The organism is Streptomyces sp. AM 4-1-1, assembly GCF_029167625.1.
Taxonomy (GTDB): Bacteria; Actinomycetota; Actinomycetes; order Streptomycetales; family Streptomycetaceae; genus Streptomyces.
Window position 1 is genome coordinate 5,270,668 of record NZ_CP119145.1, and the last position, 26,225, is coordinate 5,296,892.

The following is a 26,225-nucleotide window of genomic DNA, read 5'->3' on the forward strand; positions in this document are numbered from 1 at the left end:
GCCCGTCGCCGCCGCCGTCGGCTATCCGGCGAGGGCCGGTCCGGCCGGGCCGCTGTAGGCCGGGCCGGCCGGACCGGGAGCGGCTTCGGCCCTGGAGGAGAGGCGGGCCGCCGCCAGGACCAGCGCCTCCTGCGCCAGGGCGAGTGCCGACCCCAGATGATTGAACTCCGCCCTGTCGAGGGCCCGCGACACCTGGGACACCACCTGGTCGAACCGGTCGAGCACCGCACCCGCACTCATCAACTCCGCGTCGAAGACCAGCACTTCGGGCCGGTCCCGCTGGCGGTGGGCGATGTTCTCGGCGATCCGCCCGGCGAGCGCACCGCCGACCCCGTGCCCCAGCACCGCCCGTACCCGCAGACCGCTGGCCCGTACCTCGTCCGTCCACGACGCGACCCACGCGTCCATGGCGGGTCCCGTCGGCGGCCGGGGCCCCACGGACCGGTCGAGCGCGTGCCACACCGTGTGCTCGGTGTCCAGCAGCGGTATCAGCTCGCGGAAGTCCGTGGCCGTGCGCCCGTGCGGCGGGGCGTCGATCGCGAGGACCAGCCCGCCCGACCGCCCGTGACGCAGTTCCTCCCAGCATGTGAGGTCGTGCACAGCGCCCTCCTCCTCGGTGGTGCGCGCCCGCGGCCCGCCCGGCCGCGGACCGGGCGGAATCCGGGGCCCGGCCCGGACGGGCGCAGGAATCGAGCGTAGGAAGCCCGTCGGCCGAGGAGTACCCCTAGCCGCCCCTGCTCCGACGTCCGCCACCCGGACCCGTCGGCCCGCCTTCCCGGCCCCCGCCGCCCGGACCGCCGGCCACCTCTCCCGGCTCCCGCGAAGTCCTGGCGGGCGCACTGCCCCGGCGGGCGCTCCGGCCCCCGCGCACACCGGCGCGCGCGGGCGCACAGCGGGGAATGCCCGTCCGCGCACTCCGAGTTCGATGCGTGAGGACCTAAGATAGGCTTACCTAAGTTGACTGCCAGGTGAGGCCATCACCTCGGTTCCGGACATGTCGGGGAGAGATGCCATGGTCTCTGTCTCAGCGCGTTCCTCGCGCGCTCAGGACGACGGTCTTCGGGTCCTCCCGGACCCGGGCCCTCCGAAGGGCGAACCGCGCTCCCCGGTCCGAAGGGCACTCGCCGTACGGCTGACCGGTCTGCTCGTAGCCGTCGCCGTCCTCGCGGTGATCGTGGTCCTCAGCATCGCGGTCGGAGCCAAGTCCATCCCCTTCTGGGACGTGGTCCAGGGGCTGCTGTCACCGGACGGTTCCGAGAACGCCGTCATCGTGCAGGACTACCGGGTCAGCCGCACCCTCCTCGGCGTCGCCGTCGGGATCGGCCTCGGCCTCTCCGGCGCCGTGATGCAGGCCCTGACGCGCAACCCCCTGGCCGACCCGGGGCTGCTCGGCATCGAGTCCGGCGCGTCCGCCGCGGTCGTCATCGCCATCGGCGGGTTCGGGGTGACCAGCCTGATGGGATACGTGTGGTTCGCGTTCGCCGGATCGGTCCTCGTCGCCGTGCTCGTCTACGTGCTCGGCGCGTTGGGACGCGGTGCGGCGACCCCGGTCCGGCTGATCCTCGCCGGTACGGCCATCAACGCCACCCTCATCGCCTGTATCTCCGCCGTCACCTTCCTGGACGACGAGGCGTTCGGAGAACTGCGCATGTGGGCCGTGGGCACCCTCGCCGGGCGTGAGAGCGCGGTCCTGCCCCAGGTCGCGCCGTTCCTGATCGCCGGTACGGTCATCGCGCTGTTCCTGGCGGGCTCGCTCAACGCCCTGGCCCTCGGGGACGAGACGGGCAAGGCGCTCGGCGCCCATGTGATCCGTACCCGGGTGTTCGGGGTCCTCGCCGTCACGCTGCTGTGCGGCGCCGCCACGGCCGCCATCGGGCCGGTCGGCTTCGTGGGGCTGATCGTGCCGCACGTGACCCGGATGATCACCGGCCCGGACATGCGCTGGGTTCTCGCCTACTGCGTCGTCCTGTCCCCGGCCCTGCTGCTCGGCGCCGATGTGCTCGGCCGGGTCGTGGTCCGGCCCGACGAACTCGCCGTCGGCATCGTCACGGCCGCCATCGGGGCGCCCGTCCTCGTCGCCCTCGTCCGTACACGCAAGGTGCCCCAGCTATGAGCCGTACCGAACAGCTGACAGCCGAGGCACCGGACGAGCGTGCCGTCGACGACACTCCCGTCCCGGCGGTCGCCGAGGTCACGGACCTGGAGGCCGCGCGGCGGCTCATACCCGGCTGGCGGCCGCGGATCGCGGGCGGCCGGATCGGAGTACGGCTGCCCAAGCGGCCGCTGATCGTGGGCCTCGCCCTGCTGGCCGCCCTGCTCGCGGTCTCCGTGACCGCCCTAGGCACGGGCGACTTCACCGTCTCCGGGGTCGACGTGGTGCGCGCCCTCGTCGGCAAGGGCACCCCCTCCACCGACTACATCGTCAACACCCTGCGGCTGCCCCGGCTCCTCGTCGGCATCGTCGTCGGGTCGGCGCTCGGCATGAGCGGCGCCATCTTCCAGAGCCTGGCCCGCAATCCGCTCGGCAGCCCCGACATCATCGGCTTCGAGACGGGGGCGGCGACCGGCGCGCTGCTGCAGATCCTGGTCTTCGGCGGCGGAGCGTTCGCGGTCGCGGTCAGCGCGGTGCTCGGCGGGCTCGCGACCGCGCTGACGGTCTATCTGCTGGCGTACAAGCGCGGGGTGCAGGGCTACCGGCTGATCATCGTCGGGATCGCGGCGGGCGCCCTGCTCAGCTCGGTGAACTCGTACCTGATGATCAAGGCGTCGCTGGCCGAGGCGCAGGCCGCCGCGGTCTGGCTGACCGGTTCGCTCAACGGCCGGGGCTGGGACCAGCTGGTGCCCGCGCTGATCGCCGTCGCCGTCCTCTTCCCCGCCTGCGTCCTGCTCGGCCCGCACCTGCGCATGATGGAGGCGGGGGACGCGCTGGCCAAGGCCCTCGGGGTCCCGGTGGAGCGCTCGCGACTCGCGCTGATCGTGCTCGCCGTCCTGCTGTGCGCGACCGCCACGGCCGCCGCGGGACCCATCGCGTTCGTCGCGCTCGCGGCCCCGCAGCTGGCCCGCAGGGTCACCCGCAGCGCGGGCGTGGCCCTCATCCCGGCCGCCCTGATGGGCGCCCTGCTGCTGACCGTCAGCGACTTCGCGGCCCAGCGGGTCCTGGCGCCCATCCAGCTGCCGGTGGGGATCATGACCGCGGCCATCGGCGGTCTGTACCTGATGTGGCTGCTCATCCACGAGTGGCGGGCCGGGCGCCGCTGACCACCGCGGCGCACGGCGAAGGGTCCGGCTCCTCCAGGGGGAGGAGCCGGACCCTTCGTGTGTGGACGGACACGCGGGTACGGATCAGTCGTCTTCCTCGATCGGCTCGTGGTGGTCGAGGTTGACGGTGCCGCGCTTCCAGAAGCCGTCGACGTCGGTGTACTCGCGGTCGAGCCCCAGCTCGCGGTGCAGATACCGGCGGATCGGCTTCAGCTCACCGGCCTCGCCGGCCACCCAGATGAACGGCTGCCCCGGCAGGAACTCCACGCCCTTCACCGCGCGTTCGAGCAGATCGCCCTCGCCGTGCCGCAGCCCGTTCCGGTGCAGCCAGACGATCTCCGCGTCGGCCCGGGTGTCGATCGGGTGCTCCTCCTGGGCGTCGTCCACCAGCAGGAACACCTTCGCGGGGGCACCCTGCGGCAGGTCCTCCAGCATCCGGCAGATGGCCGGGAGCGCGGTCTCGTCGCCCGCGAACAGATACCAGTCGAACTCCCACGGCACCAGGATCGAACCGCGCGGCCCGGCCAGCCCGAGCTTCATGCCCGGCCGCGCCCGCTCGGCCCAGACGGAGGCGACGCCGTTGCCGTGCAGCACGAAGTCCAGGTCGAGTTCGCCCGCCTCGGCGTCGAAGCGGCGGGTGGTGTAGTCGCGCGAGGTGGGGAACGGCGGCTCCGTCGGGAACTCCAGACCGTCACCGTCGTCCGCGATCCGCGGCAGCACCGGCAGTTCGGCGCCCGGCTCGGGGAAGAACACCTTCACGTGGTCGGCGGGCGAGCGGTCGATGAAGCCCTCCAGCTCGGGACCGCCCAGCGTGACCCGCACCATCCGGGGCGTGGGCCGGGTGACCCGCAGGACCTCAAGGGTGCGGACCGTGATGTCGTGGTAGACGACCTCGATGGTCGGCGGGTTCTTCGTCTCCATGGATCTGACTCGCTTCCCTCGAACAGCTACTTAGGTAAGGCTAAGTTACGTCATGGCGGGGGGTCGGGGCGACCTCGCCCCGACCCCCCGCCACGACGGTCCCTCGCCGCGCCTGTGCCGAACTCGCTCAGCCGCGCGGGAGGTTGGCCAGCGCGGCGTTCAGTACCGGGCCGATCTCCGCCAGTACGTCCGGCGCCATCAGGTCGTCGTGCGCGCGGTCCAGCACGTGCTCGCCGATCCGCCCGGACACGTACGCGGGCCACACCCGCCCCGGCGCGGACTCCTCCGGGGTGCTGCGGGCCGCGGTGAAGAACAGCACGTCACCCCGGTAGTGACGGGTGCGGCTGCGGGACAGCAGACGCACACAGTGCACATTGGTGTCGACGATCGCCGCCAGCAGCGTGTCGTCGAACCCGGCGAGCAGACCCTGGCTGTTCCGGATGGCGGCTACGGCGTCCGCGCGGCTCAGCGGCGCGTCCGCGCGGTCCGCCCCGTCCGGGCCGGCGTCCGCGCGGCTCGCCGCGGCGTCCGAACGGGCCGCCGCCGACGAGGCGTCGGCGCCGGTGGGCACGTCGTCGGTGCCCAGCCCCGCCACGGAGAGCAGGAAGCCGCTCTCCTCCTTCTCCAGCCGTTCCCGCCAGTCCGGCGCGTCGATGAACGACCAGTCGTCCGTCTCCGGCGGATAGGCGTCGAGCAGTCCGAGGAACGCCACCTCCTCGCCCCGCTCCTGGAGGAGGGCCGCCAGGGTGTGCGCGACCGTCCCGCCGAAGGAGTACCCCAGGAAGTGGTACGGGCCCCGCGGCTGCACCGCCCGGATCTCCGCGAGGTACAGCTCGGCCAGCTCCGCGACATCGGCCACCTCGGGCAGTGCCCCGGCCAGACCGGGCGACTGGATTCCGTACACCGGCCGGTCCGGGTCCAGATGGCGCAGCAGACCGGTGTACTGCCAGCTGAACCCGGACGCCGGGTGGAAGCAGAACAGCGGTGCGCTGCCGCCCCGTTCCCGCAGCGGCATCACCACCCGCAGGGCGTCCCGGCGGGCGTCCGTGCCGATCCGCGACGCCACATCGGCGACCGTGGGCGCCGACATGACCGTGGCGACCTGGACCGGCACGCCCAGTTCGTCGCGGATGCGGCCGACCAGCCGCATGGCGAGCAGCGAATGGCCGCCCAGCTCGAAGAAGTTGTCCTCCACGCCGACCCGTTCCAGGCCCAGCACCTCGGCGAAGACCCGGCACAGCAGTGCCTCGCGGGCGTCCTTGGGCGGGCGTCCGCCTCCCGCGTCCTCGAACTCCGGGGCGGGCAGCGCGGCCCGGTCCACCTTCCCGTTCACCGTGAGCGGCAGGGCCTCCAGCGTCACGAACGCGGACGGGACCATGTACTCCGGCAGCGTCGCCGACAGCTTCGCGCGCAGCTCCGCCGGGTCCGGTGCGGAGTCCGGCCCGTCGGCGCCCGGCACGGCGTACGCCACCAGCCGCTTGACCCCGCCCGGGGCGGTGTGGACGACCACCGCCGCCGCCGCGATCCCCGGCGCTTCGGCGACGGCCGACTCGATCTCGCCCAGCTCGATGCGGAAGCCCCGGATCTTCACCTGGTGGTCGGCGCGGCCGAGGTAGTCGATCTGGTCGTCCTCACGCCACCGCACCAGGTCGCCGGTCCGGTACATCAGGGTGCCCGGCTCGCCGAACGGATCGGCGACGAACCGCTCGGCGGTCAGCGCCGGACGCTCGAAGTAGCCGCGCGCCAGGCCCGCGCCCGCGAGGTACAGCTCGCCCGGCACCCCGGCCGGCACCGACCGCAGCGCGCTGTCCAGCACATAGCCCCGGGTGTTGAAGATGGGGCGGCCGACGCAGGAGGCGGCGCTGTCGGTGACGTCCGCGCCCAGCGCGTTGATGGTGTACTCCGTCGGCCCGTACAGGTTGTAGCCCATGGTGCCCTCGGTGCGCTTCAGCAGCGACCACATCGAGTCGGGCACCGCCTCGCCGCCGAGCAGCACCAGCGCGGGCCGGTGCCGGTCCCCGTCGAGCAGACCGGCGTCGATCAGCTGCTGGCCGTAGGACGGGGTGACGTTGATGACGTCGATGCCCACCTGGTCGTAGTGCGCGGTCAGCGCCGCCGGGTCGAGCCGCAGCTCCTCACCGATGACATGCACCTCGTGCCCGTCGACCAGCCAGAAGAACTCCTCCCAGGACATGTCGAACGCGAACGACACCGTGTGCGCGACCCGCATCCGCCGCCCGCCCGCCAGCGCCACGGCCGGGGCGAAGATCCGCTCCCGGTGGTTGAGCAGCATGTTGGTCAGACCGGAGTACGGCACCACCACCCCCTTGGGGCGGCCGGTGGACCCGGACGTGTAGATCAGATACGCGGGATGGCGCCCGTCCCGTACCCCCGTCAGCTCCGCGTCGGTGACCGGAGCCCCCGACAGCGCGGCCAGTTCCGCCGCGGTCTCCGGCGCGTCCAGCGCCAGCGGCGGCACCCCGGCCACCACCGGGGTCCGGCCGGCGACCGGACCGGTGGTGATCAGGCACAGCGGCCGGGCGTCCTCGACCATCCCGGCCAGCCGGTCCACCGGATGGTCCAGGTCCAGCGGCAGGTACGCGGCCCCGGTCTTGAGCACCGCGAACAGCGACACCACGAAGTCCGCCGAACGCGGCAGGGCCAGTGCCACCACCCGCTCGGGCCCCGCGCCCCGGGCGATCAGCGCGCGGGCCAGCCGGTTGGCGCGCTCGTCCAGCTCCGCGTAGCTCAGCCGCTCGTCCTCGAAGACCAGCGCGGTCGCGCCGGGCGTCCGGGCGGCCTGGTCCGCGAACAGGTCCACGACCGTGGTGTCCGGGACCTCATGGCCCATGTCGTCGCCCCTGGCCAGGAGTTCGGCGCGCTCGTGGTGCGCCAGGGTGCGCAGCCGGCCCACCGGTACGGCCGCGCCGTCCGCGAGCTGCTCCACCAACAGGGCGAGCCGCGCGGCCAGTCGCTCGGCGGTGGCCCGGTCGTAGAGGTCCGGGCGGTAGGCCAGGCTCAGCTCCAGCGCCCGGCCCGGGGTCACCGCCAGGGTGAGCGGGTAGTGGGTGCCGTCCACGCTGTGCGTCCAGCCGATCTGGTGCCGGGCCACGGCCTCCTCACGGGCCGCGTCGTCCAGCGGGGTGTTGCGGAACACGTACAGCGTGTCGAAGAGCTGCCCGACCCCGCTGAGCCGCTGAATCCGGCCGAGACCCAGGTAGTGGTGCGGCAGCAGCGCGGCGTGCTCGCGCTGGACCCGTACCATCAGGTCCCGCAGCGGCTCGTCCGGGCGCAGCGTCACCCGGAACGGCAGCGTGTTCATGAACATGCCGATCATCTGGTCGACCCCGGCGATGTCGGCGGGCCTGCCCGAGACGGTCGCGCCGAACACCACGTCGTCCCGGCCGGTCATCCCGGACAGCGACAGCGCCCACGCCGTGCTGAGCACCGTGTTGAGGGTGATCCCGCAGCCCCGGGCGAAGGAACGCAGCCGGTCGCTGGTCCCCTCGTCCAGCGCGATGTCCACCACCTCGGCCGTCACCGGCTCCCTGGCCGGGTCGGCGGGCGCCACCAGCGTCGCCTGGTCCAGGCCCGACAGATGCGCCCGCCACGCCGTGGCGGCGGCGTCCGCGTCGGTCCCGGCCAGCCAGCGCAGATAGTCGCGGTACGGGGTGACCGGCGGCATCCCGTCCAGTTCCCCGCCCCGCCCGTACAGCGCGAACAGGTCCTCGAAGAACAGCGACTCCGACCAGCCGTCGGTCAGGATGTGATGCTGTGTCACACACAGCATCCAGCGCTCGGCGGCGAACTTGATCAGCGTCACCCGCATCAGCGGCGGCGCCGTCAGGTCGAACCGGGTCGCCGCGTCCGCCAGCGAGAACTCCCGCAGCGCCGCGTCCTGCGCGTCCCGGTCCAGCCCCGTCAGGTCCAGCTCCCGCCACGGCAGCTCCCACGCCAGGGGCACCACCTGCACCGGACCGTCCAGCCCCTCGTGCCAGAACGCCGACCGCAGATTGGGGTGGCGGCGCAGCAGCGCGTCGAACGAGGCGCGCAGCGCGGTGGTGTCCACCGCGTGCAGCAGCTCCACGAAGTTCTGCATCAGATAGACGTCGAGCGCCCGGTCGTCGTAGACCGCGTGGAAGTACAGACCCTCCTGGAGCGGCGACAGCGGCAGCACCTCGTCCGCCGTCGGGTACGCCCGCCTGAGCACCGCCTGCTGGGCCTCGTCGAGTCGCACCAGGGGGCCGGTGACGGCGCGGCTCTCCCCGGCGTCCGTGCCCGGCCCGCCCGCCGCGGCGGCCATCCTCGCCACCGTACGGTGCTCGAACACGTCGCGCGGGGTGAGGACCACGCCCTCCTTGCGGGCCCGGCCCACCAGCCGGATCGAGACGATGCTGTCACCGCCCAGCGCGAAGAAGTCGTCGTCGACCCCGGCCGACGCCACCCCCAGCACCTCGGCGAAGACCCGGCACAGGGCTTCCTCCCGGGCGTCGCGCGGTGCCCGGGACGCGGCGGAACCGGTGACCACGGGCGCGGGCAGCGCCGCCCGGTCCAGCTTGCCGTTGACGTTCATCGGCAGCGCGTCCAGCACCACCACGGCCGCCGGGACCATGTACTCCGGCAGCGATCCGGCCAGCCGCTCCCTGGCATCCGCCGGGTCCACCTCACCCGTGACGTACCCGACCAGCCGCTTCACGCCCGGGGTGTCCTCGCGGACCACCACGGCGGCGGTCGCCACGCCGGGCAGCGCCGAGAGCGCCGCCTCCACCTCGCCCGGCTCGATCCGGAAACCCCGGATCTTCACCTGGTCGTCGGCGCGCCCCAGATACTCCAGCTCACCGTCCGGACGCAGCCGCACCAGGTCGCCCGTGCGGTACATCCGGCTGCCGGGCGGACCGTAGGGGTCGGCGACGAACCGCTCCGCGGTCAGCGCGTACCGGTGCAGATAGCCGCGCGCCAGCCCGTGCCCGGACAGATACAGCTCCCCGGGCGTCCCGGCGGCGACCGGCCGCAGCGCCGCGTCCAGCACATAGGCGCCCGTGTTGCCGATCGGACGGCCCACGACGGGCGTGGCGCTGTCCGCGAGATCGGCGGCCAGCGCGTCGACGGTGTACTCGGTGGGCCCGTACAGATTCACCGACATCACCCCCGTCGCCGCCCGCACCTCGGACCACAGGGACTCCGGCACCGCCTCGCCGCCCAGCAGCAGCAGCGCCGGGCGGTGCGCGTCCTGGGCCAACAGCCCCCACTCGACGAGCTGCTGCGCGTACGTCGGTGTCACGTCCATCGCGTCGACGCGGTGCTCGCGCACATAGCCGACGACGAACTCGGCGTCCCTGCGCCCCACTTCGTCCAGAACGTGCAGCTCGTGCCCGGCGATCAGCCAGAACAGCTGCTCCCACGACGTGTCGAAGCTGAACGACGCGGTGTGCAGCGCCCGCAGCGGCCGTCCGCCGGTCGCCGAGACGACCGGCCCGAAGACCTCGGTGAGATGGTTGCGGTAGAGGTTCGACAGACCACCGTGGGTGAGCACCACGCCCTTGGGCCGCCCGGTCGAACCCGACGTGTAGATCACATACGCGGGATGGTCCGCCGTCACCTCGGGCGAGGCGAACACCCCGTCGTACGAGGCGAGTTCGGCGCCCGTCCGGTCGTCGTCCAGCACGATCCGCTCCGGGCCCCCGGCCTCGGGCAGCAGCGGCAGCGCGGCCGACGTGGTCAGTACGCACACCGGGGACGCGTCCTCGGTCATCCAGCCGAGCCGGTCCGCCGGATGGTCCAGGTCCAGCGGCAGATAGGCACCGCCCGCCTTGAGCACGGCGAGGATCGCGACCACGGAATCCGCCGACCGCGGCACCGCCAGCGCCACCACCGACTCCGGACCCACCCCGCGCGCCGCCAGCAGCGCCGCGAGCCGGGAGGCCCGCTCGTCCAGCTCGCCGAACGTCAGCGAGACCCCGCCCGCGACGACGGCGGTACGCGCGGCTGCGCCGGCCGCCCGCTCGCCGAACCGGTCGGCGACCGTACCGGACGGCACGTCCCGCACCCGGCCCTGCCAGCTCGCGCGGACCTGCTCCCGCTCTCCCGGGGCCAGCAGCTCCAGGGCGCCCACGGGCGTGCCCGGCGCCTCGGCGATCTGCTCCAGCACCCGGGCGAGCCGCGCCGCGATCAGCCCGGCACCGCGCTCGTCGAACAGGTCGGGGCGGTACTCCAGATCGAGCCTGGCCCGCTCGTCGAGCGCGACCGCGAGCGTCAGCGGGTAGTGCGTCGCGTCCCGCGCCTCGATCCCGGTGACGCGGGTCCCGTCGGCGAGCACCGGACGGGCGTCCGGGTCCACCGGATAGTTCTCGATGACGACCAGCGTGTCGAACAGCTCACCGCCACCCGCCTGCTTCTGGATCAGCCGCAGCCCCAGATGGTGGTGGGCCAGCAGGCCGTTCTGCTCGTCACGGAACCGCCGCACCAGCTCCTCGACGCTCTCGCCCGGCCGCGGCGCCACCCGGACCGGCACCGTGGTGATGAACAGCCCCACCATCGACTCGACACCCGGTATCTCCTCCGGCCGGCCCGCCACCGTCAGGCCGAACACCACGTCCTGACGGCCCGTCAGACCACCGAGCACGATGCCCCACGCGGCCTGGACCAGGGTGCTGGGCGTGGTGCCCAGCCGCCGGGCCGCCGCGATCAGCCGCATGGTGGCCTCCTCGGACAGCTCGACCCCGTGCTTGCCCGGCCGCACCGCCGTCCGCGCCGGATCGGCCGGCGAGACGAGCGACGCCTCGTCCAGACCGGCCAGCGCCGCACGCCACGCCGACTCGGCCGCTTGCCGGTCCTGTCCCTTCAGCCACTTCAGATAGTCCCGGTACGGGCGCACCGGGGCCAGCCCCGAAGGGTCGCCGTCCGACGCGTACAGCGCGAACAGATCACCCACCAGCAGCGGCATCGACCAGCCGTCCACCAGGATGTGGTGCAGGGTGACGACCAGCCGGTGGTCCTCCTCGCCCATCCGGACCAGCGTCAGCCGCAGCAGCGGCGGCCGGTGCAGCTCGAACCGCTGGGCCTGCTCGTCCCGCTCGACCCGGCGCAGCGCCTCCGCCGACGGATCGGCGGACAGGTCCACCCGGCCGATCCCGATCTTCACCTCGGCGGGCACGAACTGGACGGGCTGCGGGACCCCCTCGTGCCAGAAACCCGCCCGCAGATTGGGGTGGCGGCGCAGCAGGGCGGCGGCGGCCCGGCCGAGCCGTTCCGCGTCGACCGGCCCGGCCAGCCCCACCGACACCTGCACGGTGTACACGTCGGTGGCGCCCTGGTCGTACACCGAATGGAACAGCATGCCCTGCTGCAAGGGGGACAGCGGAAGCATGTCCTCGATACGAGCCTGCGTCACTGCTGGGCCCTCCACATTTCTTCGAGCATGGTGATCTGGTCCTGGTCGAGGTCGAGCAGATCGAGGTCCGACGGGGTGTGTCCCCCGGAGGCCCCGCCGTCCGCCCAGGCGGACAGGGTGTCGAGAGCGGCCAGCCAGCCGTCGGCCAGCTCACCGACGACGTCCTGGGCGACGGCCTCGCCGGCCCAGATGAAGGTGGCGGTCAACCGCGGGCCGTCGGGCCCGTTCTCGATCTCCGCGTTGATCTCCAGCGCGTGCGAGAGCGGAGTCGCCGGATCGGGCCGCACCGCCAGGGCGTCCGCCTCGTCGGCCGGACCCCAGTCGGAAGCGGCCGTCACCGCGTGCCGCCCCAGGTAGTTCCACAGGATCTCCGGCCGCGCGGCCGGATCGAACAACCGGGCCGTCGCCGCGTTCACGTACCGCAGCAGCCCCGCCCCGACACCCCCGTCGGGCACCGCCCGCAGCAGCTCCTTGACCGCCTTCAGCGCACCTCCCGCGTCCTCACGGCCCGACAGGACCGCCGGCGCGTCGAACGCCCCGGCGGCCAGCCGCAGCGGATACAGACTCGTCAACCAGCCGACGGTACGGGTCAGATCGGCGCCCGGCAGCAGCTCCTGCTCCCGCCCGTGCCCCTCCAGCTCCAGGCTCAGCCCGCCGTCGCCGCGCCCGGCCCGGCCCGCCCAGTCACCGACGGCCAGCGCCAGCGCCGTCAGCAGAGTGTCGTTGACCGTGCCGTGGAACGCGGCCGGGACGGTGTTCAGCAGCGGCTCGGTACGCTCCGCCGACAGCTGGACCGTCAGATGCCGGGCGGTCGCGGCCGTGTCCTTCGCGGGGTCCAACGCGCGGTCCGCCAGCAGCCGTTCACGCGTGTCGGCCGACAGCCAGTGGTCCAGCTCGGCGAGCCGCCGCGCGTGGTGCGACTCCGCCAGCAGATGCGTGGTCCAGGTACGCAGCGGAGTGGGTACGGGGTCGAGCGCCGGCACACGGCCGGCCGCCACCGCCTCCCAGGCGGCCCGCAGGTCCGGCAGCACGATCTGCCACGACACCTCGTCGACCACCAGATGGTGGGCGACCAGCAGCAGCCGCCCCGGCGCGTCCGGCCCCGCGTCCAACTGGACGGCGGCGACGGTGCGTCCGGCCACCGGGTCCAGCGACCCGGCCGCCCGGTCCGACTCCTCGGCGACCAGCGCGCGCAGCGCCCCGCCGGACAGCCCGGCCGCGTCGACCGTACGCAGCACGGCCCCCGCGTCGAGCGCGCCGCGCGCCCGCACCTCGGCGCTCCACACCCCGGGACCGGCCACCGTCAGGATCTGCCGCAGTCCGTCGTGGTGGTCGAACACCGTCTGCAAGGCGGACACCAGGTGCTCGCGGCTCGTCCCGGCCGGGAGTCGCACCAGGCGGGCCTGGGCGAACCGGGCGAACGGACCGCCACGCCCGGCGAACCAGTGCGCGATCGGCGGCAGCGGCAACGGGCCGACACCGTCCGCCGGAGCGGGGCGGGAGGCGCCCGCCGTGCCCGCCGCACCCGTCACCTTCGCCACGGACGCCAGCCCCGCCGGGGTCGGCTCCTGGAAGATCTGCCGCGCGGTGATCGTCAGCCCCGCCTTGCGGGCCTGGCTGACCAGCCGGATGGAGACGATGCTGTCGCCGCCCAGCTCGAAGAAGTTGTCGTCGGGGCCCACCGCCGCCAGCCCCAGCACCTCGGCCACCAGACCGCTCAGGATCTCCACCGGGGACGCACCGGACGCGACCGGTGTCCCGTCGGCGGGAACGGCCGCCGTACGGGCCCCGGGCAGCTTCGGCGCCGGCTGCTTCGGCGCGGGCAGCGCCTTGCGGTCCAGCTTGCCGTTCGGTGAGAGCGGCACCCGGTCCAGCTCCACGAAGACCGCGGGGACCATGTACTCGGGCAGCCGCTCGGCCGCGAGGCGCCGCAACGCGTCCCGGTCGATGACCGCGCCGGGCGCGGGAACGACGTAGGCGACCAGACGCCGTACCCCTGGCTGGTCCTCACGGACGACGACCACGGCACTGGCGACGTCGGGTGTGTTGGTGAGGGTGTTTTGGATTTCGCCGGGTTCGATGCGGAAGCCGCGGAGTTTGATTTGGTCGTCGGTGCGGCCGAGGTAGTGGATGGTGCCGTCGGGGTTGTGTCGGGCGAGGTCTCCGGTGCGGTACATGCGGGTGCCGGGTGGGCCGTAGGGGTTTGCGGTGAAGCGTTCGGCGGTGAGGGTGGGGTGGTTGGTGTAGCCGCGGGCGAGTTGGTGTCCGGCGAGGTAGAGCTCGCCGGGTGTGCCGGTGGGGGTGGGTTGGAGGTGGGGGTCGAGGATGTAGGTCTGGGTGTTCCAGACGGGGGTGCCGATGGTGGTGGCGTTGTTGGTTTCGGTGGTGGCGGTGTTCTGGGGGTTGTCGGTGGTGTTGGTGGGGTGGCAGGTGGTGGCGGTGACGTCGATGGTGGCTTCGGTGGGGCCGTAGAGGTTGGTGAGGGTGAGGGTGTGGGGGTGGGCTGAGGTGTGGGTGCGGTGGGTGAGTTCGGTGGGGAGTGCTTCGCCGCTGCAGGCGATGAGGCGGAGGGTGGGGAGGGTGTGGAGGTGGGTTTCGTTGAGGAAGGCGGCGAGCATGGAGGGGACGAAGTGGGTGATGTTGATGTGTTGGTGGCGGATGAGGTGGGTGAGGTAGTGGGGGTCTTTGTGTCCGTCGGGTTTGGCGATGATGAGGGTGGCGCCTTGGGTGAGGGGCCAGAAGAGTTCCCAGACGGAGACGTCGAAGGTGGTGGGTGTTTTGTGGAGGAGGCGTTCGTGGGGGTGGAGGGTGTAGGTGTGTTGCATCCATTGGATGCGGTTGACGATGGCGTGGTGTTCGGTGAGGACGCCTTTGGGGCGTCCGGTGGAGCCTGAGGTGAAGATGAGGTAGGCGGGGTGGTGGGGGTGGAGGGGTGTGGTGCGTTCGTCGTCGGTGACCGTGTTCCCCGGGAGGCCCGCCAACTCGGCCTGGATTTCAGGTGAGTCGAGTACGACGGGGTCGGCGCCGTTCAGGTCTTCCGGCAGTGCGTTCAGCGATTCGAGGTCCGTGAGGACGCAGACCGGTCGTGCGGTGTCGGCCATGTAGGTGAGTCGGTCGTGGGGGAGGGTGAGGTCGAGGGGGAGGTAGGCGGCGCCGGCGCGGATGACGGCGTGGATGGCGATGAGGAGGTTGTGGGAGCGGGGCAGGGCGACGGCGACGATGGATTCGGGTCCGATGCCGCGGGTGATGAGGAGTCGGGTGAGGCGGTTGACGTGGTCGTCGAAGGTGTCGCGGGAGAGTTCGTCGTCCTCGTAGACGAGTGCGGGTCCCTGGGCGTGGGCGGCTCCGGCGGCGACCAGATCGGCCAGGTTCACCGGCCCGTCCAGCTCACGCGCCGTGTCGTTCCAGCCCGAGACGATCCGTTCGTACTCCTCGGCGTCCATCACCGGAATACCGGTCACCGGTCGGGACGGGTCCTCCGCCACCGCGTCCAGCAGCCGCAGCAGCCGCCCGGACAGCGTCTCGACGCTCGCCCGGTCGAACAGATCCGTCGCGAACCGGATGCCGCCGGAGATCCGGCCGCTCTCCTCCGAGCCGCCGAACGCCACCTCCAGGTCGACCTTCGATCCACCGATCTCCACGGTCAGCTCCTCGGCCGGAAGCCCGAACAGCTCCCGTACCCCACCGCTCACCGAGTGGTACGTCACCATCGTCTGGAACAACGGATTGCGGGACTGCGAGCGGGCCGGCCCCACCGCCTTCACCACCGACTCCAGCGGCAGATCCGCGTGCGAGAACGCCGCGAGACCGGTGTCCCGGACCCGGGCGACCAGCTCGGCGAACGTCGGATCGCCCGACAGATCCGCCCGTAGTACCAGCGTGTTGAGGAAGAACCCGACGAGTCCGTCCAGCGCCTCGTCCTCCCGGCCGGAGACCGGGCTGCCGAGTGGGATGTCGTCGCCCGCGCCGAGCCGGTGCAGCAGTGCCGCGACCGCCGCGTGCACGACCATGAACATCGTCGCGCCGGCCTCCCGGGCGATCCTCGCCAGGCCCTCACCCGTCGCCGCGGGCACCTCGAAGGTGACCACACCGCCGCCATGGCTGGGCACTGCGGGCCGCGGCCGGTCCGTGGGCAGTGTCAACTCGTCCGGTGAGCCCGCCAACGCGTCCCGCCAGTAGGCCGCTTGGCGGTGGGCCAGGGACTCCGGGTCGTCCGTGCCGCCCAGCAGCTCGCGCTGCCAGAGCGCGTAGTCGGCGTACTGCACGGGCAGTGGTGTGAACTCCGGTGCCCGGCCCGCCACCCGCGCGGTGTACGCGAGATCCAGATCCGCCAGCAGCGGACCCGTCGACCACTCGTCGGTCGCGATGTGGTGTAGCAACAGAATGAGCACATGGGCCTGTTCGCCGTCCTCGGCGCTCAGCAGCGTCACCCGCAACGGTACGTCCGTCGCCAGGTCGAAGACATGCCCGCCCGCCGCGACGGCCTCGTCGCCCAGCCGGGCCGCCGGGACCCGCACCGCCGCGAACGGCACCCGGGCCTCCCCGGGAGCCAGCACCCGCTGGTACGGCTCACCGTCCCGCTCCTCGAACACCGTGCGCAGCGCCTCATGACGGGTCACGACGTCCCGTACCGCCGCTTCCAGGGCCGACACGTCGACCGCGCCGCTCAGCCGTACGGCCAACGGCACGTTGTACGTCGTGCCCGCGCCCCGCGCGCTGTCGATCAGCCACAGCCGACGCTGTGCGTACGACAGGGGCAGCGGTTCGGGGCGTTCGGCGGCGGCGGTCAGCGCGGGCCGCCCGGCGGTCGAACGCTGGGCGAGCCTGGCGGCCAGCGCCGCGACCGTACGCGCCTCGAACACGTCACGAATGCCGCACTCGACGCCCAACGCCGCCCGGACCCGGCCCACCGCACGCGCCGCGAGCAGCGAGTGCCCGCCGAGAGCGAAGAAGTCGTCCTCGACACCGACCGTGTCCAGCTCCAGCATCTCGGCCCAGATCCCCGCGAGGATCTCCTCCCGCGCGTCACGCGGGGCCCGGGACGCTCCGGACCCTGTGGTCACGTCCGGGGCGGGCAGTGCGCGGCGGTCCAGCTTGCCGTTGGCCGTCACCGGCAGCGCGTCCAGGATCACGATCACCGCCGGGACCATGTACTCGGGCAGCCGCTCGGCCGCGAGGCGCCGCAACGCTTCGGCGTCCAGCACCGCGCCGGGCGCGGGTACGGCGTACCCGACCAGCTGGCGTACGCCCGGACGGTCCTCGCGGACCAGTACCGCCGCCTGTGCGATGTCGGGTGTGTTGGTGAGGGTGTTTTGGATTTCGCCGGGTTCGATGCGGAAGCCGCGGAGTTTGATTTGGTCGTCGGTGCGGCCGAGGTAGTGGATGGTGCCGTCGGGGTTGTGTCGGGCGAGGTCTCCGGTGCGGTACATGCGGGTGCCGGGTGGGCCGTAGGGGTTTGCGGTGAAGCGTTCGGCGGTGAGGGTGGGGTGGTTGGTGTAGCCGCGGGCGAGTTGGTGTCCGGCGAGGTAGAGCTCGCCGGGTGTGCCGGTGGGGGTGGGTTGGAGGTGGGGGTCGAGGATGTAGGTCTGGGTGTTCCAGACGGGGGTGCCGATGGTGGTGGCGGTGTTGTTGTTCTGGGAGTTGGTGGTGTTGTCGGTGGTGTTGGTGGGGTGGCAGGTGGTGGCGGTGACGTCGATGGTGGCTTCGGTGGGGCCGTAGAGGTTGGTGAGGGTGAGGGTGTGGGGGTGGGCTGAGGTGTGGGTGCGGTGGGTGAGTTCGGTGGGGAGTGCTTCGCCGCTGCAGGCGATGAGGCGGAGGGTGGGGAGGGTGTGGAGGTGGGTTTCGTTGAGGAAGGCGGCGAGCATGGAGGGGACGAAGTGGGTGATGTTGATGTGTTGGTGGCGGATGAGGTGGGTGAGGTAGTGGGGGTCTTTGTGTCCGTCGGGTTTGGCGATGATGAGGGTGGCGCCTTGGGTGAGGGGCCAGAAGAGTTCCCAGACGGAGACGTCGAAGGTGGTGGGTGTTTTGTGGAGGAGGCGTTCGTGGGGGTGGAGGGTGTAGGTGTGTTGCATCCATTGGATGCGGTTGACGATGGCGTGGTGTTCGGTGAGGACGCCTTTGGGGCGTCCGGTGGAGCCTGAGGTGAAGATGAGGTAGGCGGGGTGGTGGGGGTGGAGGGGTGTGGTGCGTTCGTCGTCGGTGACCGTGTTCCCCGGGAGGCCCGCCAACTCGGCCTGGATTTCAGGTGAGTCGAGTACGACGGGGTCGGCGCCGTTCAGGTCTTCCGGCAGTGCGTTCAGCGATTCGAGGTCCGTGAGGACGCAGACCGGTCGTGCGGTGTCGGCCATGTAGGTGAGTCGGTCGTGGGGGAGGGTGAGGTCGAGGGGGAGGTAGGCGGCGCCGGCGCGGATGACGGCGTGGATGGCGATGAGGAGGTTGTGGGAGCGGGGCAGGGCGACGGCGACGATGGATTCGGGTCCGATGCCGCGGGTGATGAGGAGTCGGGCGAGGCGGTTGACGTGGTCGTCGAAGGTGTCGCGGGAGAGTTCGTCGTCCTCGAAGACGAGTGCGGGTCCCTGGGCGTGGGCGGCTCCAGCGGCGACCAGATCGGCCAGGTTCACCGGCCCCTCCAGCTCACGCGCCGTGTCGTTCCAGCCGTACAGCATCCGTTCGCGCTCGTCGCTGTCCACGACATCGATCGCGGCAACCGGCACGTCCGGGTCGCCCGCCACCGCGTCCAGCAGCCGCAGCAGCCGCCCGGACAGCGTCTCGACGCTCGCCCGGTCGAACAGATCCTTCGCGTACCTGACCCCGCAGACCATGCCCGTACCAGCTGTACCAGCCGTACCACCAGCCGCACTGGCCGTACCTTCCGCGCCTGCCGCGCCTGCCGCGCCTGCCGAGTCGGCCGTGCTTTCCGTGCCCTCCGCGCCCGTCCGGCCGCCCGGCACCCGGCGGAACAGGATCTCCAGGTCGAACTTGGCCGCACCGGACGCGAACGACACCTCCTCGGCCGCCGTACCGAACAGCCTCGTCAGGTCCGGGCCGCCGCCCTCGTACGCCACCATCGTCTGGAACAGCGGGTGCCGCGCGAGCGAGCGCTCCGGGTTGACCGCCTCGACCACGGCGTCGAAGGGCAGATCGGCGTGGTCGAGCCCCGCCAGATCCGTGGCCCGCACGCGTTCCAGCAGTTCGGCGAACGTCGGGTTCCCCGACAGATCCGCCCGCAGTACCAGCGTGTTGACGAAGAACCCGACGAGTCCGTCCAGCGCCTCGTCGCCCCGGCCCGCGACCGGGCTGCCGAGCGGGATGTCGTCGCCCGCGCCGAGCCGGTGCAGCAGCGCCGCGACCGCCGCGTGCACCACCATGAACATCGTCGCGCCGGACTCCCGGGCGACCCGCTCAAGACCGGCCACCAGTGCGGCGGGCAGTTCCGTCTCCACCGTCCCACCGGCATGCGACGGGGTCGCCGGACGCGGCCGGTCCGTCGGCAGCGCCGGCTCCTCAGGAACACCACTCAACGCGTCCCGCCAGTACGCCGCTTGGCGGTGGGCCAGGGAGCCCGGGTCGTCCGTGCCGCCCAGCAGCTCGCGCTGCCAGAGCGCGTAGTCGGCGTACTGCACGGGCAGTGGTGTGAACTCCGGTGTCCGGCCCGCCGCCCGCGCGGTGTACGCGAGATCCAGATCCGCCAGCAGCGGACCCGTCGACCACTCGTCCCCGGCGATGTGGTGCAGCAGTACCACCAGCAGGTGCTCGTCCCCGGCGCTCAGCAGCGTCACCCGCAGCGGTACGTCCACCGCGAGGTCGATGACCTCGGAGACCAGTGCCTCACCCTCCTCGACCAGCCGGCCGGCCGGCACCTTCCGGACCGCGAACGGCACCCGGGTCCCGGCGGGGTTCAGCACCCGCTGGTACGGCTCGCCGCCACGCTCCTCGAACACCGTGCGCAGTGCCTCGTGCCGCGTCACCACGTCGAGCACCGCCGACTTCAGGGCCGTCACGTCCACCTCGCCGCGCAGCCGCACCGCCAGCGGGATGTTGTACGTGGCGCTGGGGCCCTCCATCCGGTGCAGGAACCACAGGCGTCGCTGTGCGTGGGAGAGCGGCGGCAGTTCGGGACGTCCGGCGGCGGCGGTCAGCGCGGGCCGCTCGGCGGACGAACGCTGGGCGAGCCTGGCGGCCAGCGCCGCGACCGTACGCGCCTCGAACACGTCCCGTACCGAGCACGCCGTGCCCGTGGCGCGGACCCGCGCCACCAGCCGGGTCGCCAGCAGCGAGTGCCCGCCCAGCGCGAAGAAGTCGTCGTCCGCGCCGACCGGTCCCGCGCCCAGCACCTCGGAGAAGATCCGCGCGACGCGCTCCTCGCCGTCCCCGCTCGGCGCCCGCGACGGCTCGGCGGCCGTGACGGCGGGCGCGGGCAGCGCGGCCCGGTCCAGCTTGCCGTTGACGTTCGTCGGCAGGGTGTCCAGGACGACGACCGCCGCCGGGACCATGTACTCGGGAAGGCTCGCCGCCAACTCCCTCCGGATGAAAGCTGGTTCGGCGGGACCGGTGACGTACCCGACCAGTCGCGGCACCCCGGGTGTGTCCTCCCGGACGATCACCGCGGCGGCCGTGACCCCCGCCAGGGCGGCGAGCGCCGCCTCCACCTCGCCCAGCTCGACCCGGAAGCCCCGGATCTTCACCTGGTCGTCGGCGCGGCCCAGGAACTCGATCAGCCCGTCCCGGCGCCTGCGCGCCAGATCGCCCGTGCGGTACATCCGGCCGCCCGGCGTACCGAACGGGTCGGCGACGAACCGCTCGGCCGTCAGCGCGTGACGCCCCAGATAGCCGCGGGCGTTCTGCGCGCCGGACAGATACAGCTCACCCGGCACCCCCGGCGGCACCGGCCGCAGCCGTGCGTCGAGGATGTGCGCCCGGCTGTTGTCCAGCGGACGGCCCACCACCGGGGTCGGGCAGTCGCAGACCCGCGCCACCAGCGCGTCGACCGTGAACTCGGTCGGACCGTAGTAGTTGACGACCTCGACGTCCGTGATCGCGCGCAGCTCCGCCCAGAGCGCGGGCGGAACCGCCTCGCCACCCAGCAGGAACAGCCCGGGACGCCATCCACCGGCCTGCCCGTCGCCCTGCCCGTCGCCTGGCCCGTGAGCCCGCCCGCCGGTGTCCAGCAGGCCGGCGTCGATGAGCTGGCGGCCGTACGACGGAGTCACGTCGAGCGTGTCGATCCGGTGCGTCCGGCAGTACGCCACGACCGCGTCGGCGTCGCGCCGCTCGTACTCGTCGAGGATGTGCAGCTCATGCCCCGCGACCAGCCACAGCACCTGTTCCCAGGAGGAGTCGAAGGAGAACGACGCGGTGTGCAGGGCCCGCACCCGGCGTCCCAGCCGGTCGGCGAACGGCGTGTACAGCTCGCGCTCATGGTCCCGGTAGAGATGGGTGAGGCCGTCGTGGTGCAGCACCACACCCTTGGGGCGGCCGGTGGAACCGGAGGTGTAGATGACGTACGCGGCATCGCCGGGGCCGGCCGCACCGGTCGTCGGCGCCGTCGGCGGCTGGGCCGCGAGCAGTGCGGCGGTCTCCGGTGCGTCGAGCGACAGACGTGCCACACCGGGGAGTTCGGGCACCTCGGCGGCGACCCGCTCCGAGGTGACGACGCAGACCGGGGCGGAGTCCGCGAGCATGAACTCCAGCCGCTCGGCCGGGTGGTCCAGGTCCAGCGGCAGGAACGCGCCGCCCGCCTTCAGTACGGCGAACATCGCCACCACCGAGTCGGCGGACCGGGGCACGGCGAGCGCGACGAACCGGTCCGGGCCCACGCCGAGGCCGGTCAGCAGCCGGGCCAGCCGGTTCGCCCGCTCGTCGAGCTGGGCGAAGGTCAGCTCCGTCCCGGCGGCGACCACGGCGACCGCCTCGGGCGTGGCCGCGACCCGCTCGGCGAGCACGTCCACCACGGTGGCGGGCGGGACCGGGCGGTCGGTGTCGTTCCAGTCGGCGAGCAGGGCCCGCTCGGCGCCGTCGAGCAGTTCGATCCCGGCGACCGGCCGGGCCGGGTCGGCGACGGCCTGTTCCAGCACCCTCAGCAGCCGCTCGGCCAGCAGCTCGGCGGTCGCCCGGTCGAACAGGTCGGAGGAGTGGAACAGCTCCAGGTCCAGCTCGTCCCCGTGCGCGGTGTCCGAGAAGGTGAAGTCGAGGTCGAACTTGGTGACTCCCGGATCGATCCGGTCGACCCGGGTGGGCAGCCCGAACAGGGTCCTGATGTCCTGGGTGACCGTGCTGTGGGACACCATCGTCCGGAACAGCGGGTGCCGGGACGGCGAGCGCTCCGGGTTGAGCGCCTCCACGACCCGGTCGAACGGCAGGTCGGCGTGGTCGAGCGCGGCCAGGTCGGCCGCGCGCACCCGTTCGAGCAGTTCGGCGAACGTCGGGCCGCCCGACAGATCGGTGCGCAGCACCGCCGTGTTGACGAAGAAGCCGACCAGTTCGTCCAGGGCGCTGTCGCCCCGGCCCGCGACCGGAGTGCCGAGCGGGATGTCGTCGCCCGCGCCGAGCCGGTGCAGCAGGGCCGCGACCGCCGCGTGCACCACCATGAACACACTGGTGCCGCTCTCGCGGGCCAGCCGCCGTACGCCTACGGCCAGTTCGGCGGGGACCTCGCGATGGACCATGCCGCCCGCGTTGCTGAGCACGGCCGGGCGCGGCCGGTCGGTGGGCAGCGGCTGCTCCTCCGGCATTCCGGCCAGCGCCTCGCTCCAGTATGCGAGCTGACGTGAGGTCAGCGAGGTCGGATCACTCCCGTCGCCCAGCAGGTCCCGCTGCCACAGCGTGAAGTCCACGTACTGCAAGGGCAGTTCGCCGAGTTGTGGTTCCTCACCCGCCCGCCGGGCGGTGTAGGCGCGCTCCAGGCCGCGCAGGAAGGGCCCCATGGACCATTCGTCGCTCGCGATGTGGTGCAGCAGCACCACCAGGGCGTGCGCCCCGGTCTCCGGGTCGCGGAGCACGGTCACCCGCAGCGGCGCCTCGGCCGACAGGTCGAAGTGGTGGCCGAGCGCGGTCTCCGCCTCCGCGTCGAACCGCTCGGCGGGCACCTCACGCACCCGGAGGCGGACCGCGGCCTCGGCGGGGCTCAGCACCCGCTGGTACGGTTCACCGCCGCGCTCACCGAACACCGTGCGCAGCGTCTCGTGCCGGGCGACGACATCACCGAGGGCCGCGTCCAGTGCCGCCAGGTCAAGTCCGTCGGCGCCGGGCACGGCGTCGAACCGCACCACGAACGGGATGTTGTACGTGGCACTCTGGCCCTCCAACTGGTGAAGGAACCACAGGCGTTGCTGTGCATAGGAGAGCGGCGGCAGCTCGGGGCGCCCGGCGGCGGCGGTCAACGCGGGCCCCTCGGCGGACGAGCGCCCGGCGAGCCCGGCGGCCAGCGCCGCGACCGTACGCGCCTCGAACACGTCCTGTACCCCGCAGTCGGTGCCGAGCAGCGCACGGATACGGGCGACCACCCGGGCGGCGAGCAGCGAGTGGCCGCCGAGCGAGAAGAAGTCGTCGTCCGGGCCGACCGCGGCCAGCCCGAGCACATCGGCGAAGATCCCGGACAGGATCTCCTCACGGGCCCCGCGCGGCGCCCGCGCCCCGCCCGAGAGCTGCCCGGACAGATCGGGGGCGGGCAGCGAGCGGCGGTCGATCTTGCCGTTGGCCGTCAGCGGGAAGGCGTCCAGGACGACCACGGCGGACGGCACCATGTACTCGGGCAGCCGCGCGGCCACCACATCGCGCAGCGCCGCCGGTCCGGGGACCGTGCCCTGGCCGGACGGGGTGACGTACCCGACGAGGTGCCGGCTGCCCGGCAGGTCCTCGCGGACCACCACGACCGCCCGGCCCACCCCCTCCGGGGAGCCGAGCGCGCTCTCGATCTCCCCCAGCTCGATCCGGAAGCCCCGGACCTTCACCTGGTCGTCGGCGCGGCCCAGGAAGTCGATCCGGCCGTCGGGGCGGCGGCGCACCAGGTCCCCGGTGCGGTACATCCGGGCGCCAGGGGCACCGTACGGGTCGGCGACGAACCGTTCGGCGGTGAGCGCGTACCGCCCGAGGTAGCCGCGCGCCAGCTGCTCGCCCGCGAGGTACAGCTCGCCCGGCCGGCCGGCGGGGGAGGGGCGCAGGGCGCCGTCCAGGACGTACGCCCGGGTGTTCCAGAACGGGGTGCCGATGTCCGGGACGCCGGTGTGGTCCGGTGCCAGCGTGACGGAGGTGGCCCAGATGGTCACCTCGGTGGGCCCGTACACATTGGTCACGCGTCGGGTGGCGCGGGCCAGCCGCTCCGCGAGGTCGGCGGGCAGTGCCTCGCCGCCGACCAGCGCCCGGACCTCGCCCAGCGCCCCGGGCCGGCCGTCCTCCAGCAGGGCGTGCCACAGGGACGGGGTGGCCTGCACGACGGCCGGCCGGTGGGCGTCGACCATGGCGGCGAGCGCGGCCGGGTCGCGCACGGTGTCCCGGTCGGCGAGTACCACGGTGGCGCCGCTGACCAGCGGGGTGTGGATCTCCAGCGCGGCGATGTCGAACGAGACCGTGGTGACGGCCAGCAGCCGGTCGCCGGGCGTCAGCGCCAGCTCGTGGGCCTGCATCTGGAGGAAGTTGGACAGCGCGGCGTGCGGTACGACGACACCCTTGGGGCGGCCCGTGGAACCGGAGGTGTAGATGACGTACGCGGGGTGGCGGCCGTCCAGCGGGGCACGCCGGTCGGTGTCCGCGGGCGCGTCGGGGGACGCGTCCGCGAGGGCGGCCAGCGTGTTGGGGGCGTCCAGCACGATCGTCTCGACGCCGGGCACGTCAGGGGCGCCCTCGCGGACGGCCAGGGTGGTGAGCGTGCACACCGGGCGGGCGTCGGTGACCATGAACTCCAGCCGGTCGGCGGGGTAGTCCAGGTCCAGCGGCAGATAGGCGCCGCCCGCCTTGAGCACGGCGTGGAGGGCGACCAGTAGATCCGCGGAGCGCGGCAGGGCGAGACCGACGATGCTCTCGGGGCCGACGCCCCGGTCGATGAGCAGCCGGGCCAGTCCGCTCGCCCGCGCGTCGAGTTCGGCGTACGTCAGGGTGGTGTCCCCGGCGATGACGGCGACTGCCCCCGGGTTGTCGCGGGCCTTCTCCTCGAAGGCGTCGACGACGGTGGTCGCGGTGGTCTCGTGTGCGGTGGCGTTCGGGTCGTGCAGCAGGGTGCGACGGGTGTCGGCGGACACCAGGTCGACCCGGCCGACGGGGACCCGGGGCCCCGCCACGGCCGCCTCGGTGAGGAACCGGGCGAACTCGGCGCGGCGAGCGGCGAGCGCCGCCGCGTCGTACGCCCGCGGGTTGCCGTCGAACTCGAAGCGGATACGGCCCTCGGCGGTGTCGTGGTACAGGCCGAGGGTGATGTCGTCCACCGGGCCCGCGGCCACGTTGTGGACGGTGCCGGGGGCGCCCGCGAAGTCCAGGGCGTTGTCGAACGCCTTGACGTTGACCATGGGGCCGAGCAGCCCCTGTTCGCGGCCGACCAGGCCGAGGTCGCGGCGGATGTCCTCGGCGCGGTAGCGCTGGTGGGCGCGTAGCTCACGGATGTGCCCGGCGACCTCGGCGACCAGCTCCGCGAGGGGCACCCCGGGGCGGACCGCGACCCGCAGCGGCAGCACGTTGACCACCATGGCGGGCACCTTGAGCGCGGCCGAGCCGAGCCGGGCCATCGTGGGCAGGGAGAGCAGCACGTCGCGGCTGCCGGTGGAGCGGTGCAGGTACGCGGCGAACGCCGCCGTCACCACGTCGGCCCAACTGGCCCGCGCGGCACGGGCGATGGCCAGCAGGCCGGCCGTCGCCGCCGGGTCGAGGGTGGCGCCGTCGCGCAGGAACGCGTGGGAGGCGGGGTGGACGGCGCCGCTCAGCGTCTCGGGCTCGGGCCGGCCCGCCAGCCGCTCCAGCCAGTACGCCCGGTCCTCGGTGAACCGCTCGGACGCGCGGTACGCCCGCTCCTCCGTGACGACGGTCTCCAGCGAACCGAACGGGGTGGGGCCGGGCTCCTCGCCGCCCACCAGGGCGGTGTGGATCTCGGCGGTGCGGCGTGAGAGGAGCGAGAAGCTGTACGCGTCGAGCGCGATGTGGTGGGCGCGCTGGTACCACAGGACGCGGTCGGGGGCGACGAGGTGCAGGGCGAAGGAGTACAGGGCCTCGGTCGCCGGGTCCGCGGGGGTGTCCATGTCGGCGCGCATCCGGGCCAGCGCCGAGGCGTGCGGGTCGTCCTCGCGGGTGTGGTCCACGATCCGGACCGTCGGGGGCAGCACGGCCGGCCCGCCGCCGGTCAGCTGGTACGGCTCACCGTCCTCGCCCTCCTCGAACCGTACGTTCAGCGCCTCGGACTCGGAGGCGGCCAGACGCATGGCGCGCACCAGGAGTTCGAGGTCCACGGGCCCGTCGATCTCGACGTACTGCCCGACGTTGTAGACCGGGGACTCGGGTGCGAGCCGCTGCCCGTACCAGACACCGGTCTGGGCACCGGTGAGGGGAAGCCGCTGGGAGGGACGTCGGGTCATGGGATGTGGCTCCAGTTGTCGGACGCGACTGATCGGCGGGGCCGTCGGTGGTGCGGAACGAGGGCGGTGCGCGAGGAGGCAGGGCCGGGCCGGGCGGTGAGGCG

6 protein-coding genes are annotated in these 26,225 nt (G+C 73.0%); 2 read left to right on the top strand and 4 right to left on the bottom strand.

The features are described from left to right. Nucleotides 1-21: 21 nt before the first annotated feature. On the bottom strand, nucleotides 22-600 hold the full coding sequence (locus tag PZB75_RS22470; RefSeq protein ID WP_275537095.1) for a hypothetical protein: 579 nt from the start codon (nucleotides 598-600) through the stop codon (nucleotides 22-24). A 412-nt stretch (nucleotides 601-1,012) separates the two neighbouring features. Between PZB75_RS22470 and PZB75_RS22475 the strand changes: the two genes are divergently transcribed. Both PZB75_RS22475 and PZB75_RS22480 read left to right on the top strand, forming a co-directional pair. After that, nucleotides 1,013-2,113, top strand: a complete 1,101-nt coding sequence (locus PZB75_RS22475; protein ID WP_275537096.1) for an iron chelate uptake ABC transporter family permease subunit — start codon at nucleotides 1,013-1,015, stop codon at nucleotides 2,111-2,113. Continuing rightward, the gene (locus PZB75_RS22480) at nucleotides 2,110-3,258 is read left to right on the top strand and encodes an iron chelate uptake ABC transporter family permease subunit (protein WP_275537097.1); all 1,149 of its coding nucleotides are present in this window, start codon (nucleotides 2,110-2,112) and stop codon (nucleotides 3,256-3,258) included. Before PZB75_RS22475 ends, PZB75_RS22480 begins: the two co-directional genes overlap by 4 nt. An 84-nt stretch (nucleotides 3,259-3,342) precedes the next feature. On the opposite strand, the gene PZB75_RS22485 is transcribed toward PZB75_RS22480, so the two are convergent. The 3 genes from PZB75_RS22485 to PZB75_RS22495 form a co-directional block, all read right to left on the bottom strand. Next, the gene (locus tag PZB75_RS22485; protein ID WP_275537098.1) at nucleotides 3,343-4,179 is read right to left on the bottom strand and encodes a siderophore-interacting protein; all 837 of its coding nucleotides are present in this window, start codon (nucleotides 4,177-4,179) and stop codon (nucleotides 3,343-3,345) included. A 127-nt stretch (nucleotides 4,180-4,306) separates the two neighbouring features. Next, nucleotides 4,307-11,569, bottom strand: a complete 7,263-nt coding sequence (locus PZB75_RS22490; protein ID WP_275537099.1) for a non-ribosomal peptide synthetase — start codon at nucleotides 11,567-11,569, stop codon at nucleotides 4,307-4,309. Then, a complete protein-coding gene (locus PZB75_RS22495; RefSeq protein WP_275537100.1) occupies nucleotides 11,566-26,121 on the bottom strand; it encodes a non-ribosomal peptide synthetase in 14,556 nt (4,851 codons plus the stop codon). The genes PZB75_RS22490 and PZB75_RS22495 overlap by 4 nt, the downstream gene beginning before the upstream one ends. Nucleotides 26,122-26,225 lie beyond the last annotated feature (104 nt).

Excerpts from the sequence above, each read along its gene's own strand:
- PZB75_RS22495 (WP_275537100.1), bottom strand. The coding sequence starts at position 26,121 with ATGACCCGACGTCCCTCCCAGCGGCTTCCCCTCACCGGTGCCCAGACC.
- PZB75_RS22480 (WP_275537097.1), top strand. The coding sequence starts at position 2,110 with ATGAGCCGTACCGAACAGCTGACAGCCGAGGCACCGGACGAGCGTGCC.
- PZB75_RS22475 (WP_275537096.1), top strand. The coding sequence starts at position 1,013 with ATGGTCTCTGTCTCAGCGCGTTCCTCGCGCGCTCAGGACGACGGTCTT.
- PZB75_RS22485 (WP_275537098.1), bottom strand. The coding sequence starts at position 4,179 with ATGGAGACGAAGAACCCGCCGACCATCGAGGTCGTCTACCACGACATC.